The sequence below is a fragment of the Marichromatium sp. PS1 genome, from assembly GCF_041155115.1.
GTDB classification, from domain to species: domain Bacteria; phylum Pseudomonadota; class Gammaproteobacteria; order Chromatiales; family Chromatiaceae; genus Marichromatium; species Marichromatium gracile.
In genome coordinates this window covers 235,194-251,814 of record NZ_BAAFHB010000002.1, presented here as the reverse complement: position 1 = coordinate 251,814, position 16,621 = coordinate 235,194, and the positions used below count along the sequence as shown (strand labels likewise).

Annotated in this window: 12 protein-coding genes; 7 read left to right on the top strand and 5 right to left on the bottom strand. The window is 68.5% G+C overall.

Annotated features, from left to right (window positions below):
- The first annotated feature begins 90 nt into the window (after positions 1–90).
- The 4 genes from ubiE to ACAM26_RS02370 all read left to right on the top strand — a co-directional run bounded on the left by ubiE (position 91) and on the right by ACAM26_RS02370 (position 3,991).
- The gene (ubiE, locus tag ACAM26_RS02385; RefSeq protein ID WP_123138955.1) at positions 91–840 is read left to right on the top strand and encodes a bifunctional demethylmenaquinone methyltransferase/2-methoxy-6-polyprenyl-1,4-benzoquinol methylase UbiE; all 750 of its coding nucleotides are present in this window, start codon (positions 91–93) and stop codon (positions 838–840) included.
- Positions 837–1,478, top strand: coding sequence for an SCP2 domain-containing protein (locus ACAM26_RS02380; protein WP_123138954.1), 642 nt, complete (start codon positions 837–839; stop codon positions 1,476–1,478). The genes ubiE and ACAM26_RS02380 overlap by 4 nt, the downstream gene beginning before the upstream one ends.
- Positions 1,475–3,124: a ubiquinone biosynthesis regulatory protein kinase UbiB gene (gene ubiB, locus ACAM26_RS02375; protein WP_123138953.1), complete on the top strand. Its 1,650-nt coding sequence runs from the start codon at positions 1,475–1,477 to the stop codon at positions 3,122–3,124. Before ACAM26_RS02380 ends, ubiB begins: the two co-directional genes overlap by 4 nt.
- 114 nt (positions 3,125–3,238) lie before the next feature.
- Positions 3,239–3,991: a bifunctional 2-polyprenyl-6-hydroxyphenol methylase/3-demethylubiquinol 3-O-methyltransferase UbiG gene (locus tag ACAM26_RS02370; RefSeq protein WP_123139322.1), complete on the top strand. Its 753-nt coding sequence runs from the start codon at positions 3,239–3,241 to the stop codon at positions 3,989–3,991.
- Here the strand turns inward: ACAM26_RS02370 and ACAM26_RS02365 are convergent.
- From ACAM26_RS02365 to ACAM26_RS02355, 3 genes are all read right to left on the bottom strand, one after another.
- On the bottom strand, positions 3,988–5,190 hold the full coding sequence (locus ACAM26_RS02365) for a hybrid sensor histidine kinase/response regulator (RefSeq protein WP_123143326.1): 1,203 nt from the start codon (positions 5,188–5,190) through the stop codon (positions 3,988–3,990). The genes ACAM26_RS02370 and ACAM26_RS02365 overlap by 4 nt on opposite strands.
- Before the next feature lie 79 nt (positions 5,191–5,269).
- The gene (locus ACAM26_RS02360) at positions 5,270–8,632 is read right to left on the bottom strand and encodes a response regulator (protein WP_369613064.1); all 3,363 of its coding nucleotides are present in this window, start codon (positions 8,630–8,632) and stop codon (positions 5,270–5,272) included.
- A gap of 109 nt (positions 8,633–8,741) precedes the next feature.
- Entirely contained in the window at positions 8,742–9,884 is a 1,143-nt protein-coding gene (locus tag ACAM26_RS02355) for an L-lactate dehydrogenase (protein ID WP_369613063.1), read from the bottom strand.
- A gap of 266 nt (positions 9,885–10,150) precedes the next feature.
- Here ACAM26_RS02355 and ACAM26_RS02350 point away from each other — a divergent pair, with 266 nt between their 5' ends.
- Complete coding sequence (locus tag ACAM26_RS02350; RefSeq protein ID WP_165913410.1) at positions 10,151–11,806, top strand: methyl-accepting chemotaxis protein; 1,656 nt, start codon at positions 10,151–10,153, stop codon at positions 11,804–11,806.
- Here ACAM26_RS02350 and ACAM26_RS02345 read toward each other — a convergent pair.
- Together ACAM26_RS02345 and ACAM26_RS02340 are read right to left on the bottom strand one after the other, a co-directional pair.
- Positions 11,796–12,590 carry an ABC transporter ATP-binding protein gene (locus ACAM26_RS02345; RefSeq protein WP_062271624.1) on the bottom strand — a complete coding sequence of 265 codons (795 nt, stop codon included), beginning with the start codon at positions 12,588–12,590 and terminating at the stop codon, positions 11,796–11,798. The genes ACAM26_RS02350 and ACAM26_RS02345 overlap by 11 nt on opposite strands.
- A 10-nt stretch (positions 12,591–12,600) precedes the next feature.
- On the bottom strand, positions 12,601–13,416 hold the full coding sequence (locus ACAM26_RS02340) for an ABC transporter permease (protein ID WP_223806166.1): 816 nt from the start codon (positions 13,414–13,416) through the stop codon (positions 12,601–12,603).
- Between the two features lie 434 nt (positions 13,417–13,850).
- Here ACAM26_RS02340 and ACAM26_RS02335 point away from each other — a divergent pair, with 434 nt between their 5' ends.
- Together ACAM26_RS02335 and ACAM26_RS02330 are read left to right on the top strand one after the other, a co-directional pair.
- Entirely contained in the window at positions 13,851–15,005 is a 1,155-nt protein-coding gene (locus ACAM26_RS02335; RefSeq protein WP_223806933.1) for a GNAT family N-acetyltransferase/peptidase C39 family protein, read from the top strand.
- The gene (locus ACAM26_RS02330) at positions 14,998–16,506 is read left to right on the top strand and encodes a RimK family protein (protein WP_369613062.1); all 1,509 of its coding nucleotides are present in this window, start codon (positions 14,998–15,000) and stop codon (positions 16,504–16,506) included. The genes ACAM26_RS02335 and ACAM26_RS02330 overlap by 8 nt, the downstream gene beginning before the upstream one ends.
- The last annotated feature ends 115 nt before the right edge of the window (positions 16,507–16,621 follow it).

The following is a 16,621-nucleotide window of genomic DNA, read 5'->3' as shown; positions in this document are numbered from 1 at the left end:
CCGGAGCGCCCTCCGGCAGCGGCCCGGGGGCCCCGATCGGCGCCGGCCTTTGGTGTAAACTAGCCGCCGATTCGACAGCAGGGACACACTATGTCCGACCAGAAGACCACCCATTTCGGCTATCAGCAGGTGCCGATCGAAGAGAAGGCCGCGCGCGTGCGCGAGGTCTTCGACTCGGTCGCCACCCGCTACGACCTGATGAACGACCTGATGTCGCTCGGCATCCATCGGCTGTGGAAGCGCCACACCATCGAGCTGGCCGGCGTGCGTCGCGGTCAGCGCGTGCTCGACCTCGCCTCGGGCACCGGCGACCTGGCCGATCGCTTCGCCGCCATCGTCGGCCCCGACGGTCAGGTGGTGATGTCCGACATCAACGCCGCGATGCTCGGCGAGGGGCGCAAGCGGATGCTCGATCGCGGGCGCGTCGGCAACATCCAGTACTCGCTGATCAACGCCGAACAGATCCCCTTCCCCGACGACTACTTCGACTGCGTCACCATCGGTTTCGGGCTGCGCAACGTCACCGACAAGCAGAAGGCGCTCGGCGAGATGCAGCGCGTGCTGCGGCCCGGCGGTCGGGCGCTGGTGCTCGAGTTCTCCCACCCGCTGACCAAGCCGCTGGGCCGTGCCTACGATCTCTATTCGTTCTCGGTGCTGCCCACCCTGGGCAAGCTGGTGACCAACGACCCGGGCAGCTATCGCTATCTCGCCGAGTCGATCCGCATGCACCCGGACCAGGAGACGCTGCGCGGCATGATGGAGACGGCCGGGCTCGAGCGTTGCGAATACTTCAACCACAGCGGTGGCATCGTCGCGATCCACCGGGGATACAAGTTGTGAGCGAAGGCATCCAGATTCCCGACGCCCTGCTCGCGGTGATCGAGCAGGCGCTCAACCGCTACATCGCCCTCGACCCCGAGGGTCAGGCCGGGTTCGCGGCGCTCGAGGGGCGGATCATCGCCATCGAGGTCAAGGGCTTCGGCACCCGGGTGACGGTGCTGCCGGGGCAGCGCGGGCTGCAGCTGTTCGGGCTCTACGATGCCGAGCCCGATTGTCTGATCCACGGCACCCCGCTGGGGCTGGCGCGCATGGGCATGGCCGAGCGCAAGGCCGCCCAGCTGATCTCCGGCGAGGTCGAGATCGAGGGCGACACCGCGCTGGCGCAGTCCTTCAGCCAGGCGCTGGCGCACCTCGACGTCGACTGGGAGGAGCAGCTCGCGCGCGTCCTCGGCGACCCCTTCGCCCACCAGCTCGGCAACCGTGCGCGCGCCGCCGCCGACTGGCGCGAGCGCGCCTCCGAGACGATGAACGCCAACCTCAGGGAGTACCTGCAGGAGGAGCGGCGCCTGCTGCCGACCCGCTATGAGGTCGAGGCCTTCCTCGAGCAGGTCGACATCCTCCGCGACGATGTCGAGCGGCTCGCCGCCCGCATCGAGCGACTCACCACCCAGGCAGCGGACCTCGGCACCCAGCAATGATCGGACCCCGTCAGGCGTTACGCCTCTTTCGCATCAACTGGGTGCTGCTTCGCAACGGACTCGACGAGGTCATCCTCGCCACCCATCTGCTCCGCCCGCTGCGCTGGTTGATCTATCTCACCCCCTGGTACTGGTTGCGCGGCGAGCTGCCGCCCTATCCGGCACGGGTGCGCCAGACCCTCGAGGACCTGGGACCGATCTTCGTCAAGTTCGGCCAGATCCTCTCCACCCGTCGCGACCTGCTGCCCGACGACCTGGCCGTCGAGCTGGCCAAGCTCCAGGACCGGGTGCCGCCCTTCGGCGGCGATCAGGCGCGGGTGCTGATCGAGCGCGCCTGGGGCTGTCCGATCGAGGACGTACTCGATGAGTTCGACCCCGAGCCGCTGGCCTCGGCCTCGATCGCCCAGGTCCACACCGGGCGTCTCAAGGACGGTCGCGAGGTGGTGGTCAAGGTGCTGCGTCCGGGCATCGACCGGGTGATCCGCCAGGATCTCGGCCTGATGTATACCGTCGCCCAGCTCGCCGAGCGCTACTGGGCCGATGGCCGACGGCTGCGTCCGGTCGAGGTGGTGCGCGAGTACGAGAAGACCATCTACGACGAGCTCGACCTGCAGCGCGAGGCGGCCAACGCCTCACAGTTGCGCCGCAACTGGCAGGGCAGCGAGATGCTCTACATCCCCGAGGTGTTCTGGGACTGGACCCGCTCCAACGTGATGGTGATGGAGCGCATCTACGGCATCCCGGTGAGCAACGTCGAGGAGATCAAGGCGCAGGGCGTGAGCATGAAGCAGCTCGGCGAGCGCGGGGTGGAGATCTTCTTCACCCAGGTGTTCCGCGACAACTTCTTCCACGCCGACATGCACCCGGGCAACATCTTCGTCGAGCCCTCGGGGCGCTACATCTCCATCGACTTCGGCATCGTCGGCTCGCTCACCACCGAGGACCAGCGCTATCTCGCCGAGAACCTGCTCGCCTTCTTCGAGCGCGACTATCGTCGGGTGGCCGAGCTGCACGTCGAGTCGGGCTGGGTGCCGCCGGGGACCCGGGTCGACGAGTTCGAGTCGGCGATCCGCACCGTCAGCGAGCCGATCTTCGAGAAGCCGCTGGCCGAGATCTCCTTCGGTCACTTCCTGGTACGGCTGTTCCAGACCGCGCGGCGCTTCAACATGGAGATCCAGCCGCAGCTGGTGTTGCTGGAGAAGACCCTGCTCAACATCGAGGGGCTGGGGCGTCAGCTCTATCCCGAACTCGACCTCTGGACCACCGCCAAGCCCTACATGGAGCGCTGGATGAAGGAGCGCGTCGGGGTCAGCGGGCTGGCCGAGCGCACCAAGCGCAACGTGCTCTCGATCGCCGACCAGACCCCCGAGCTGCCGCTGATGGCCTATCGCATCCTCAGCAGCTACGACCGCCGCTTGCGTCTGGCCGAGTCGAGCCACGAGATCAACGCCGAGCGCGCCCGTCAGGCGCGCACCAGCGGCAATGCCATCCGCGCCATCGGCGGCGCCACGGTGCTCGTCTGCGGCACCCTGGTGCTGTTGCTCGGCCCCGGCCACTGGCTGCAGGAGGGCGTCGGCGTGGCCCTGGTGGCGCTGTGCTATCTCTCCGGGATCTGGCTGTTCGCGAGCGCCTCGCGTCGGGCCTGAACCGGCGGCGCTGAGACGCTGTGGAACACGGGACGCCCGCGCCGCGGGCGTCCCGTTGTTCGTTCATCCCCGGCGGCCATGCGTGCCGCCGCGCGCAGGAGCGACGACTGCCTCATGGTCGACACCAACCGTTACGGGCCATTGGCCGCCCGGGTCTATCACCTCGACAAGCCCATCGGGCGTTCCTTCGGTGACATCGAATACTATGCCGAGCGCCTGGCCGAGTGCCCGGGGCCAGTCCTCGAGCCGGCCGTCGGCAATGGTCGGGTGCTGATCCCGCTGCTGGAGCGCGGGCTCGACGTCCGTGGCGTCGACACCTCGGCGGAGATGCTCGCGCACTGTCGCGAGGCGTGCGCGACGCGCGGTCTGTCGGCACCGCTCGAACGGCAGGGCTTCGAGGACTTCTCCTCAGCCCTCGCGTTCGCGGCGATCATCGTCCCCGCCGGCTCCTTCCAGCTGATCACCGATCCCGGTCGGGCGCGTGCCGTGCTGCGCCGCTTCCGTGCCGCGCTGCGTCCGGGTGGGCGGCTGATCCTCGATCTCGAACCACTCTCGGCGCTGACCGCGCCGCCCGGCGCGGCGCGCCACTGGCGCGATGGCGCGGACCTGCTCACCCTGACCGAGCAACGGGTGGAGACCGATCCCGTGCGCCAGACGACCTGCTCCCAGCTCCGCTACGAGCTGTGGCGCGACGGCGCACTGGTCGCCACCGAGATCGACCTGTTCGCGCTGCGCTTCTGGGGGATACTGGAGTTCGAGCTGGCGCTGCGCGAGGCCGGGTTCGAGGCGGTCGAGGTCGCTGTCGATTATCGCCGCGGCGCCGCGCCGAGCGCACAGGCCGGGATGTTCACCTTCGAGGCGCGCTAACCGCCTTGGAGCCCGTGACCGGCCGGGCCGGGCACAGGCTGTCCGCGTCCGAGCCGCACGGCGAACCAGAAGGTGCTGCCTCGACCCGGCTCGCTGCTGCAGCCGGCGCCGCCGCCGAGTCGCTCGGCGATCTTCTTGACGGTCACCAGGCCGAGCCCCGAGCCTTCGTGGCGCCGGCTCATCGAGTTGTCGGCCTGCTCGAACAGGTTGAACAGACGTGCTCTCACCTCGGGGCCGAAGCCGACCCCGGTGTCGGTGACGGTGAAGCAGACCCTCAGGGCCTCGTCACTGCGCTCCTCGATCTGCATGGCGATCTCGATGCTGCCGTGTTCGGTGAACTTGATGGCATTGTCGAGATAGCAGTGCAGGGCGTGACGGATCCACTCGGCATCCCCGCTCACGGGCTCGTTCAGTGCCGCCACCCGGGTCTCGACGCTCAGTCCCTTGGCGCCGATCCGCGTTCGCAGCGGTGCGACGACCTCCTCGACCAGTGTCGCCGGGTCGAGCGGTTCGGGGTGGGTGGCGAGCATTCGCGAGTCGAGTTCGGTGACGCGCAGGACCGCATCGAACATGCCGGTCAGGCGATGTGCCGAGTCGACCACCTGATCGATCCAGGCGTTGCACTTGGGATTGTCGGGCTGGGTCTGGATGAGCTGCAGCAGACCGACGATCTGGTGCACCGGGGTGCGCATCTCGTGCGACATGTTGTGCAGGAAGTTGCTCTTGGCGCTGTTGGCCGCCTCGGCTGACTCCTTGGCCCGTTGCAGCTCGCCGGTGCGTTCGGCGACCTTGCGTTCGAGTGACTCGTTGAGTGCGAGCAGCGCCTGCTCCTGCTCCTTGAGCGCGAGCTGCAGGGCGATGCGTGATTCGAGCACGTCGAGGTTGACCGGCTTGTGGATGAAGTCGGCCGCGCCGCTGCGCAGGGCATCGGTCTCGCTCTCGGCAGTGTTGGCGGCGGTGACGAAGATCACCGGGATGGCCTGGGTGGCGGCATCCTGTTTCAGTCGCGCGAGGACCTCGTAGCCGTCCATGCCCGGCATCTTCACGTCGAGCAGGATCAGTGCCGGACGCTGGGCGTGGGCGAGCTGCAGTGCCTCCTCGCCGGAGGTCGCGGCGAGCACCTCGAAGCCCTGCATCAGGCGCTTGCCGATCACCAGGATGTTCTCCGGTGCATCGTCGACGATCAGGATGGTCTTCACGCTGCGGCCTCGTGTCGTGTCCTGGTCCAGGGACGTCACCTGCCTCGTGCCGCCAGGTCTCGGCGCGGGGCATGGGCGTTCAGGTGCCGGGCGAGGCGCGCGATGACTCGATGATGTCGAGCGCCTGGTCGAAGTGCAGTGCCCGGATCGCCGCGTCCAGGGCGGCGAAGTCGGCGCTCGCGAGCGTCGCCTCGAGCCCGGGGGCGAGCGTCTCGAAGGTGGCCACCGCGGTGAGTCGGTGGGCGGCAAGGTCATCGCGCAGTTGTGTCAGCGCCTCTTCATCGACAGCAGCCCCCGGATCGGGGGCGTTCGTCCCCGGCCTCGTCGCGCGCGCGTCTTCTTCCACATAAGGGTGGAGGCGGGTCTCGAGATCTCGAAGGGTCCGGGCGAGTTCGTCGAGAGGAGCGACGAGCGGTGCTGGGTCTGCTTGCCTGAGCTGGTGCTCGACCGACCGGGCCTGTTGTTGCAGCGCCTCGGCGCCGATCAGTCCGGCGTTGCCGGCGAGCTTGTGCAGCCGGTCGGCGAACGCCTGTCTGGTCGGCGCGTCGCTGGCCGGTGGGGGGGCTGCGCGGAGATCGGCAAACTCCCTGAGCAGGCTGCGACAGGTCGACCGGAACAGCGCCCAGTCGCCATCGAGCCTGGTCTCGACCTCGCGCATTCGCAGCCCCGGGATGGCCGGCCAGTGCGTCGCCGGTGCGGTCTCACCGGCGTACTGGGTGACCGGCAGCGCGGTGCCGCGCGCCAGTTCGATGTGACGGCGCAGGGTGCGCACCATCTGGTCGGGCTCGAAGGGCTTGGTGAGATAGTCGTTCATCCCCGCGGCGAGCGCGCGCTGGCGCTCGCTGGAGAGTGCCCCGGCGGTCAGCGCGATGACCGGCAGTTGCTCCAGACACAACTGGTTGCGGATCGCCCGGACCGTGGCGATACCGTCCATGATCGGCATCTGCACGTCGAGCAGCACCGCGTCGAAGCCTTGCTCCGGCTGGTCGAGCAGTTCGAGCACCTCCTGACCATTGGTGCAGGTTCGCACCTCGGCGCCCTGGCGCTCGAGGATACGGCGCGCGACATCGAGATTGAGCACGCTGTCGTCGACCAGCAGCACCCGGGTGCCCGGCAGCCATTGGATGTGGTTGGCGCCGAGACAGGTCCCCTCCAGCACCCGGTCCTGGAGGCCGGCGCGCTTGACCACCGCGGAGTTGACCTGGTTGAAGAGCGTCGAGCTGTCGACCGGCTTGACCATGATGCTGTCGGGCAGGTCGGCGTTGGGCTCGGCCTCGAGCGCCTCGGTGTCCTGGGCGGTGATCAGGATGGCGGCGGGGAGTTGGTCGGTGCCGATGCGGGTGCGTAGCCGGTCGAGGGCGGTGAGGCCGTCGAGTCCGGGCATCCGCCAGTCGACCACCAGACAGTCGACCGGCTGTTGCGAGGCGTCGCGCCCGAGCACATGGTCGATCAGCGCCTCGCCGTCGGCCACCCCCTCGGCGTGCCAGCCGAGCGAGGTGGCCATGGCGATCAGTGCCTCGCGCTGATCGGCGTCGTCCTCCGCGACCACCACCTCCAGGCGGCGTATCCCGCTCTCGAAGACCGCCAATTGGTCGGTGTCGGGCAGGTCGAGCGGGAGCTCGACGCGGAAGGTGCTGCCCACGCCCTCGGTGCTCTCCAGTGACACGCGTCCATCCATCTGCTCGACGGTCTGACGGACGATCGCCAGCCCCAGTCCGCTGCCGCCGAAGCGGCGAGTGGTGGACTCATCGGCCTGGACGAAGGGGGCGAACAGTCGCTCCTGGGCCGCCGCCGGGATGCCGATGCCGCTGTCCTCGACCTCCAGGCGGAGCAGGATGCGATGCTCGTGTCGGCTGGCGGTCGCGCGCAGCGTGATGCCACCACTGGCGGTGAACTTCACCGCGTTGGTCAGCAGGTTGAGCAGCATCTGGCGCAGCCGGGTGGCGTCGCCGACGAGGATGTCGGGGACGGTGGTGGCGATGTTGAGGTCCACGGTCAGCCCCTTCTCCCTGGCCTGCTCGGAGACGATACGCAGCGACTCCCGGCAGAGGTTGCCGACGCTGAACGGGATCTGCTCGAGCACCAGCTCGCCGGCCTCGATCTTCGACAGGTCGAGGACATCGTTGACGATGCCGAGCAACGTCTTGCCGGCCGACTGGATCTTGGTGACATAGTCGCGCTGCTCGCCGCTGAGCGGCCCGATACCGAGCAGATGACCGAGCCCCAGCACCGCGTTCAGCGGGGTGCGGATCTCGTGACTCATGTTGGCGAGGAACTGCGACTTGGCGGCATTGGCCTGCTCGGCGGCGTCGCGGGCCCGCTCCATCGACTCCTTGAGCGCCAGCTGCAAGCGCGCCTCGCGCTGCAGCGCGGCCATGCGCGAGGAGAGCCAGGCGATGACCGCGATCAGCAGATAGGCGGTGGCATTGACCAGCAGGAAGTCGGACCAGGCGTTGTGCCGGATCTCGCCCAGTGCCTGGTCGAGCGGGTAGATCGCGTGCAGGGTCAGCGGCTTGCCGTCGCCGAGGCTGTAGATCCGTCGCGAGTCGACGATGAAGATGCGGTCGGTGTCTCGCGCGCGCATCAGCCGCGCGCCCTCGAAGCCGGCGGGGTACTCGGCGGGGGTGAGGAACGCGAAATCGCCCTGCCAGCCGGAGACCGGGCCGGGGGCGTATTCGTGCTGGAAGGCCGCGGCGCCGGGATGGAGCAGATAGTGACCATGACCATTGGTCAGGAAGTAGCGGGTGGCGTCGTCGCTGCGACCGAGTTCGTCGAGCAGGGCGCCGAACTCGTAGTTGACCACGACGACGGCGAAGGTCTCGCCGCGGGCGTTGGCCACCGGGGTCGAGACCCGTACCGTCGGTCGATGGGGCTCCTCGAGCCTGCCGTGTTCGCGGTTGAGTTCGATCTCCGAGACCACCAGGGTGCCGGGTGGGGCGGCGATGGCCTCGATGAAGTAGGGGCGGTCGCCCTTGTGCTGAAAGCTGTCCTCGGCGGGGATGCGGGGCGTGCCGCTGGCGTCGCGCTCGACGCGGATCAGCTCGAGACCGTCGCTGGCGGTGCCGATGAAGCGGGCCTGGAACACCCGTGGCTCGGCCCTGAGGAAGCCGAGATAGATCTGGTCGAGTCGGTTCTTCCACACCGAGAAGGTCTCGCCGTTGACCGGATCGACGCCACCGTGGAGCAGCACCCGGGCGATCCCCGGCACCGGTGGGACCGAGGCGAGGAACTCGGTCATCCGCTTGAGATGACTGATCTCGCGATCGAAGACCGTGGCCTTGAGCGCGAGCTGGCTCTGTTGCTGGAAGGAGACGGCGTTGAAGAAGGAGCGCCCGGACTGGACCTGGGCGTACCAGTAGGTGCCGAATGAAAAGGCCGCCGCGGCCATGATCGCCAGGGGCCATGCTGCACGCGATCTCAGTGTTCTTCCTGGCTCGACCATGGCGCCTCCGTGTCGCGGCGAGGAGTGTCGTTGAAGCTAGTCGATAATGCCGTGCTTCGCGACCTCCCGGTGTTCGGCGCGCTCGTGCCCCGATGATCTGCGTCGCGACTCAGTCGCGCATGACGATGTCGGCGGTGCTGATCTCGGCGATGTCGCGATGACCGATGAAGGCCATGGTCAGTTCGGTCTCCTCGTGGAGGATCTCGAGCATGCGGGTGACCCCGGCGCGGCCATCGGCGCCGAGCCCGTAGACCAGCGGGCGCCCGATCATCACCCCGCGCGCGCCGAGCGCGCGGGCGCGGATGACGTCCTGGCCGGTGCGCACGCCGCTGTCGAGCCAGACCTCGATGTCCCCGCCGACGGCCTCGACGATCTCCGGCAGCACGCTGATCGAGGAGCGCGCACCGTCGAGCTGACGCCCGCCGTGGTTGGAGACGACGACGGCATCGGCGCCGAGCGCGACACAGGCGCGCGCGTCCTCGGCCTCCATGATCCCCTTGATGATCAGCGGCCCGTCCCACCACTCGCGATAGCGCTTGATGTCGTCCCAGCCGAGCTTGGGGTCGAAGGAGGCGGCGGTCCATTGCATCAGGTCGCGCATGTCCTCGACCCCGGTGGCGCAACCCTGGATGTTGCCGAAGCCGCGGTTGCGGGTGGCGAGCATGCCGAGCGCCCAGCGTGGACGCCGGGCGATATCGATGAGATTGGGCAGGGTCAGGCGCGGCGGTGCGGTCATGCCGTTGCGGTGATCGGCGTGACGCTTGCCGATCATCTGCAGGTCGAGGGTGAGCACCAGCGCCGAGCAGCCGACCGCGCGGGCGCGCTCGATCAGCTTGCGGGTGAAATCGCGATCGCGCTGAACGTAGAGCTGGAACCAGAACGGCTTGGTGGTGTGGCGCGCCACCGTCTCGATCGAGCAGATGCTCATGGTCGAGAGGGTGAAGGGCACGCCGAAGTCCTCGGCGGCCTGGGCGGCCTTGACCTCGCCGTCGGGGTGCTGCATGCCGAGCAGTCCCACCGGGGCCAGGGCGACGGGCATCCGCACCGGCTGGCCGACCAGGGTGGTGGTCAGGGTACGCGGTTCGAGATCGCGCGCCACGCGTTGGCGGAAGAGGATGCGCTGGAAGTCGGCGCGGTTGAGTGCGAGCGTCTGCTGGGTCCAGGAGCCCGACTCGCAGTAACCCTGGAACATCCTGGGGACGCGGCGATGATAGAGGCGTTGCAGGTCGGCGAGTTCGCAGATCACGGTCATGGTGAAGGGTCCTGTCGCTCAAAAACACGAGGCTACACCAAGATCTGCCCGCCGGGTCGGCGTGCCGGCATCGTGTCGACGGCGTGGATTCCGACGAGCGAGGGTTGAATCACGATCAGCGACACCAGTTACCAGTGGGGCAATGCGTTATTGCGGAACGGCTGACGGCGCCAGGCTCCGTCCGCCGTGCCCCCGAAGGTATGCGATCGATGTCGGTCGTTGAGAATGTTCACCCCTTTCAACTCGGACAGGATGGAGGCGTCTCCGTGCAATGGTTTCGTGACCTGAGCTTCCGCTGGAAGCTCGCCCTGCCGATCCTGCTCATCGCCGCGATCATGGTGGTGAACGCGCTCCTCGCCCTCAACGGTATCGCCGCCCTCAAGCGGGAGTCGCAGTCCGTCTCGCGTGGTTTCCTGCCCGGGATCGATGCCCTGATCGAGGCCGATCGCGATCTCTATCAGGCGCTGCTGGCCGAGCGGACTGCGCTCTTCGCCGCCCCGGGTACGCCCGAGTTCGCGGCGGCCCTGGCCTCGCACGAGGAGAACGCCGATCAGGCCAGGACCCGGGTGGGACGCTTCGCCACGGCGATCCGGCTGACCGGGATCGAGCGGCCCGAGGAGATCGAGACCCTGTTGCGAGGCTTCGATCAACTCTATGCTCAGTGGCTGGAGTCGAGCCGGCGGGTCATCCGGTTGCGCCAGGGCGAGGGGCGGGAGGGCGCCGAGGCTTTGAGTTACGGCACGGCCGCCACGCGCTTCGAGGAGATGCGCGAGGTGCTCGACACCCTGACCGAGCGCTCGCTCGTCGCCGCCGACCACGCCAGCGAACGGATCGATCAGGTGGCCCTGGGCTCGACCCTGTCGAGCCTGAGCGGGCTGCTGCTGGGGTTGGTGCTGTGCACGCTGCTGGCGGTGCTGTTTCCCGGCATGATCACCAGGCCGCTGTATCAGATCATCGCGCGGCTGGAAGACATCGCCCAGGGCGAGGGCGACCTGACGGTGCGCCTGAGCGCTGACAGGCGCGATGAACTCGGCCGTCTGGCGGCGGCCTTCAACCGCTTCGTCGACAAGCTCCAGGGGCTGATCGGGCGGATCGCCGGCGCCACCGCGCAGGTCGCTACCGCCGCAGAGCAGGTCTCGACCGTCACCGCCGAGGTCACCGACGCGCTCACCCAGCAGGAGGCGATGACCGATCAGGTGGCCACCGCGGCCAATCAGATGGCGACCACGGTGCAGGTGGTGGTGAGCAATACCAGCGAGGCGGCGCAGGCCGCCGCGCACGCCGATCGCGCCTCACGCGATGGCCAGGCGGTGGTCAATCAGACCGTCGATGCCATGGGGCGCCTGGCGCGCGAGGTCGAGGAGGCCGCCGAGGTGATCCGGCGTCTCGGCAGCGATACCGAGCAGATCGGCTCGGTGCTGGACGTGATTCGCGGCATCGCCGAGCAGACCAACCTGCTGGCGTTGAACGCCGCCATCGAGGCCGCGCGCGCCGGTGAGCAGGGACGCGGCTTTGCGGTCGTCGCCGCCGAGGTGCGGACCCTGGCCAGCCGCAGCCAGCAGTCGACCCAGGAGATCCAGACCATGATCGAGCGTCTGCAGTTGGCCGCGCGGCAGGCGGTCGAGGCGGTCGAGAGCGGTCAACGGCAGGCGCACCAGGGGGTCACCACCGCCAGCGGTGCCGGCGAATCACTGCAGTCGATCGCCGAGGCGGTCGGTCGGATCAACAGCATGAACGGCCAGATCGCGACCTCGTCGGAACAGCAGAGCGCGGTGACCGAGGACATCAGCCGCAACATCAGTCAGATCAGCGAGGTCATGCAGCGCACCGTCCAGGGCGCGCGTCACACCGCCGGGGCGAGCCAGGAACTCTCCAAGCTGGCCGTCGAGCTGCAGAGCCTGATCGGGCAGTTCAGGGTGTGATGATTGAGCGACCGCTCGTGACACGAGACAGACCGTACTGGGCGCGATACTCGGACAGGATGTCTTCCGTCGGGCCGGCGGCGATGATGCGCCCGTGCTCCATCAGCACCGATTTCTCGCACATGCTGCTGAGCAGTTCGTCGTCGTGCGACGAGAGCACGATGATCGAGACCTGCTCGGTGAAGCGTTGCAGGCGCTCGCCGGCCTTCTGCAGGAAGGCCGCGTCACTGGTTCCGATGCCCTCGTCGAGCAGCAGGATGTCGGGCGCGACCGAGGTCGAGATGGCGAAGGCCAGACGCATCTGCATGCCCGCCGAATAGGTGCGGATCGGCAGGTTGAGGAAGTCGCCGAGCTCGGTGAACTCGGCGATCTCGTCCATCTGCGCGCGGATCTGCTTGCGGGTGAGCCCGAGGAAGAGCCCGCGCAGCATGATGTTCTCGTAGCCGGTGCTCTCCTGGTCCATCCCCAGGCTGATGTCGAACAGCGGGACCGTGCTGCCCTGCAGCGCCACCCGACCGCAGTTGGGCTCGTAGATGCCACCGAGCACGCGCAGCAGGGTGGTCTTGCCGGCGCCGTTGTGGCCGACCAGACCGACGCGCTCGCCGTCGCGCAGCGACAGGTTGATGTCCTGTAACGCCTCGACCACCGAGATGCGATTGCCGCCGGCGTCGGCGCGGATCTGTCCGCCGGTGGCGCTCTGCATCAGCCGGTTCTTCAGCGAGCGGGTGGAGGCGCTGTAGACGGGGAAGGAGACCGAGACGTCGGTCAGTTCGATCGAGGCCATGACGACTTCCTCAGACCCAGTAGGCGATGCGCCAGCGGTAGGCGGAATAGAACAGCAGGGTGACGGCCCAGCCGACCGCGGCGAGCAGCAGCACCGCCAGCCAGTTGGTGAGCGCCGGTGGCTGGCCGAGCAGCGGGGCGCGGATCACCTCGACCAAGTGGTAGAAGGGGTTGAGGTGTAGCAGCAGGGCGCGCCCGGGCAGCATCTCCGGCTTCCAGATCACCGGGGTGATGAAGAACAGCACCTGCACCATGCTGGCGATGATCAACGGCACGTCGCGGAAGCGCGCGCTGAGCAGCCCGAAGAACAGCCCGATCCACAGCCCGTTGAGCAGCAGCAGCGCCAGTGCCGGGAACACCCACAGCAGGCTCCAATCCCAGCTCACGCCGAACCACAGCGCCACCCCGACGAAGACCCAGATGTTGTGGGCGAAGGCGATCAGCGCCGACCACAGCTTGCGGTAGACATAGATCGACAGCGGCGCGTTGAGCTGCTTGATCATCCCCTCGGCGGCGATGAAGGCCTCGCTGCCGTCGAGGATGATCGCCGAGATCAGTCCCCAGATGACGAAGCCGGCGGCGAGGAAGGGCAGGTAGTCGTGCAGGTCCTGACCGAAGATCTGGCCGTAGAGCAGGCCCAGGGCGAGCACCATGATGCCCATCGAGATGGTGATCCAGAACGGCCCGAGCTTGGAGCGGCGATAGCGCTGACGGACGTCGTGCAGTCCGAGCGTTCCCCATAACTCGTAGTGCTTCCAGCCGTTGCGGACATCCGCGAGGGCATCGTGAATCTGTTCGCGGCGCAGACCATGACGGAACTGCCTCACGAGGGATGATCTGCCGCTGTCGGCATCTGTAGACATCAGGGTGGTTCCGGGAGCGAAGTCACGCGGTGGTGGCCGTGGACACTAAGTCGACCGGACACGTCCATGTTCGGCGTCGTGTCGGTCAGCCTCCACATCGCGCCAGAGGATGAGCATGCGGCATGCATCCCGGCGTCATCGCGCCATCGGGGAGTGCCTGCGTGCTTCAAGATTGAGTGAGGACCTATCTTAAAAAGTGCCCTTAGGTTCACCCCAGGCATTGCTGCGATGGGCGCGGGCCTAAGGAGAAAAAACACTGCTGAGTATATCACGCCTCTTCGGGGGCCTGCTCCGGGTTCTTCCGCTGGGTCTGGCGGCTTTCGTCGGTCGCGCCCCTTGCGTTTCCCCGGCCACGCGCTAAAGTCAGCGCACTTCCTCCCTTGCGCGTGCTCCGACTCGTGCCCGACCCCGAACCCCATTCCCTCACGCCGCCGGTGTCCACCGGCGAGGCCAGCGTGCGTGCCGCCGCGCTCGCCGATCTCGACGACCTGCTCCGCCTCGAGACCCAGTGTTTCACCAGCGACCGCATCAGTCGCCGGCAATGGCGCTATCTGCTCACCCGTGCCCGGGCGCGCACCCTGGTGGTGACGCGTGCCGATCGGGTGGTCGGCTATGTGCTGCTGCTGTTCAGTCGCGCCACCTCGGTGGCGCGGCTCTACTCGATCGCCGTCGACCCCGACACCCGTGGCGAGGGCGTCGGCCGGACGCTGGTCGAGGCGGCCGAGCGCGCCGCCTGGGCGCAGGATCGCGCCTATCTGCGCCTCGAGATCCGGCGTGACAACCGCGCCTCGCAGGCGTTGTTCGAGGGCGCCGGCTATCGCCGCTTCGCGACGCGCGCCGATTACTACGAAGACCGCATGGCGGCGCTGCGCTACGAGAAGCCGCTGGCCCCGGGGTTGAAGCCGGCCTTCGATCGGGTGCCCTTCTACGAGCAGACCCTCGACTTCACCTGTGGCCCGGCCTCGCTGATGATGGCGATGCGGGCGCTGCGCCCGGCGCTGGTCCTCGACCGCGCCCTGGAGCTGCGGCTGTGGCGCGAATCGACCACCATCTTCATGACCTCGGGACACGGCGGCTGTGGCCCGCTGGGGCTGGCGCTGGCCGCCGATCGGCGCGGCTTCGCCGTCAGCGTCCACGTCAACGACCCCGGGGTGCCGCTGATCGACTCGGTGCGCAGCCCCGAGAAGAAGGCGGTGATGCGCCTGGTGCACGAGGACATGCTCGCCGAGGCCGGGCGGGTGGGCCTGGCGGTGCACTACGAGCGTCTGCCCCTGGAGGCGGTCGAGCGTCACTGGGAGGGCGGCGCGGTGCCGCTGGTGCTGATCAGCTCCTATCGCATCTATCAGGAGAAGTTCCCCCACTGGGTGGTGGTAACCGGGTTCGACGCGCGCTTCGTCTACGTCCACGACCCCTATGTCGACGCCGAGCGCGGCGAGACCCGGCTCGACTCGATGGACATGCCGATCCAGCGCGCCGAGTTCACCCGCATGGCCCGCTACGGGCGGGTCGGGCTGCAGGCGGTGGTGCTGGTGGCGGAGGCGCATCATGGCTGAGCACCTGCTGGTGGTGGAGCGTCCCGCGGCCTGGGCGGGGCGGATGCCGGGGGTGGCCGTGGTCGACGTGCGCGACTATCTCGCCGGTGGCGAGCATGCCGCGCGGCGCGGGCTGCGGGTGATCAATCTCTGCGACAGCTACCGCTATCGCTCGCTCGGCTACTACTGTTCGCTGCTCGCCGAGGCGCGCGGCCATCGCGTCCTGCCGAGCGTGGCGACCATCCAGGAGCTCTCCAGCCGGGCGCTCTATGCCCTAGCCACCGAGGAGCTGGACATCCGCGTACAGCGCCTGCTCGGCGCCCGGCGCAGCGCGGCGCCGATCGGCGCCGAGACCCATGTGCTCACGCTCTACTTCGGCCACTGCGAGGCCGAGGCGCTGCGCGCGCTGGGGCGGCGCATCTTCGAGACCTTCCCCTGCCCGATCCTGCGTGTGACCTTCCGCCGTCAGGGCGAGTGGCGGATCAGCGCGATCGAGGCCCTGCCGACCTCGTCGCTTCCCGACGAGCCCGCCCGTGCCGCGCTGCTCGCGGCGCTGGGCGCGCACCTGTCGCGCCGTTGGCGCCGCCCGCGCGCCCCGCACCCCTATCGCTACGACCTGGCGGTGCTGCGCGACCCGGAGGAGGAACTCGCCCCTTCGGACCCCGGCGCGCTGGCGCGGCTGGTCCGTGCCGGTCGGGCGCTGGGGGTCAACGTCGAGCTGATCGGGCGGCGCGACTACAGCCGGTTGGCCGAGTACGATGCGCTGTTCATCCGCGAGACCACCCGCATCGCCCATCACACCTTCCGCTTCGCCAAGAAGGCCGAGCGCGAGGGACTGGTGGTGATCGACGACCCACGCTCGATCCTGCGCTGCACCAACAAGGTCTATCTCGCCGAGCTGCTCGCCGCGCACCGCGTCCCGCGTCCGCGCACCCTGGTGTTGCGGCGCGAGACGCTGCTCGAGGCCGAGCGCGAGATCGGCTATCCGGTGGTGCTGAAGATCCCCGAGGGGTCGTTCTCGCGCGGGGTGTTCAAGGCCGAGGATCGCGCCGCGCTGCGGCGCATCGGTACGCGGCTGTTGCGCGCCTCGGACCTGATCCTCGCTCAGGAGTATCTCTACACCCCCTTCGACTGGCGCATCGGCGTGCTCGGGCGCGAGCCGCTCTATGCCTGCAAGTACTTCATGAGCCGGGATCACTGGCAGATCGTCAAGCACGGGGTCGACGGCGGGTGTGAGGAGGGCGGGTTCGAGACCCTGGCGCTGGAGGCGGTGCCCCCGGCGGTGCTACGGGTGGCGCTGCGTGCGGCCGAGCCGATCGGCGACGGGCTCTATGGCGTGGACATCAAGGAGACGTCGCGCGGTCCGGTGGTGATCGAGGTCAACGACAACCCCAGCATCGACGCCGGCGTCGAGGACGCGGTGCTGGGCGATGCGCTCTATCGTCGACTGATCGAGTTCTTCGTGTGCCGCCTCGACCGTCAGCGCCAGCGCGGCGAGCCGCGCAGGGCCAAGGGGGCGTAGGGCGGGCGCGCGGCGCCGCGCCCAAACCCTTGGCGGCCTTCGCGGCCGTGCGGTTCAATCCCCTGACGGCTGGCCTTGTCGCGGGCGCTTCTCTATCATCGGTCGCCTTCGCTCC

What these genes read in the sequence shown, in the direction of transcription:
- ACAM26_RS02345 (WP_062271624.1), bottom strand. Translation starts at nt 12,590, where the DNA reads ATGGCCTCGATCGAACTGACCGACGTCTCGGTCTCCTTCCCCGTCTAC.
- ubiB (WP_123138953.1), top strand. Translation starts at nt 1,475, where the DNA reads ATGATCGGACCCCGTCAGGCGTTACGCCTCTTTCGCATCAACTGGGTG.
- ACAM26_RS02330 (WP_369613062.1), top strand. Translation starts at nt 14,998, where the DNA reads ATGGCTGAGCACCTGCTGGTGGTGGAGCGTCCCGCGGCCTGGGCGGGG.
- ACAM26_RS02355 (WP_369613063.1), bottom strand. Translation starts at nt 9,884, where the DNA reads ATGACCGTGATCTGCGAACTCGCCGACCTGCAACGCCTCTATCATCGC.
- ubiE (WP_123138955.1), top strand. Translation starts at nt 91, where the DNA reads ATGTCCGACCAGAAGACCACCCATTTCGGCTATCAGCAGGTGCCGATC.
- ACAM26_RS02360 (WP_369613064.1), bottom strand. Translation starts at nt 8,632, where the DNA reads ATGGTCGAGCCAGGAAGAACACTGAGATCGCGTGCAGCATGGCCCCTG.
- ACAM26_RS02370 (WP_123139322.1), top strand. Translation starts at nt 3,239, where the DNA reads ATGGTCGACACCAACCGTTACGGGCCATTGGCCGCCCGGGTCTATCAC.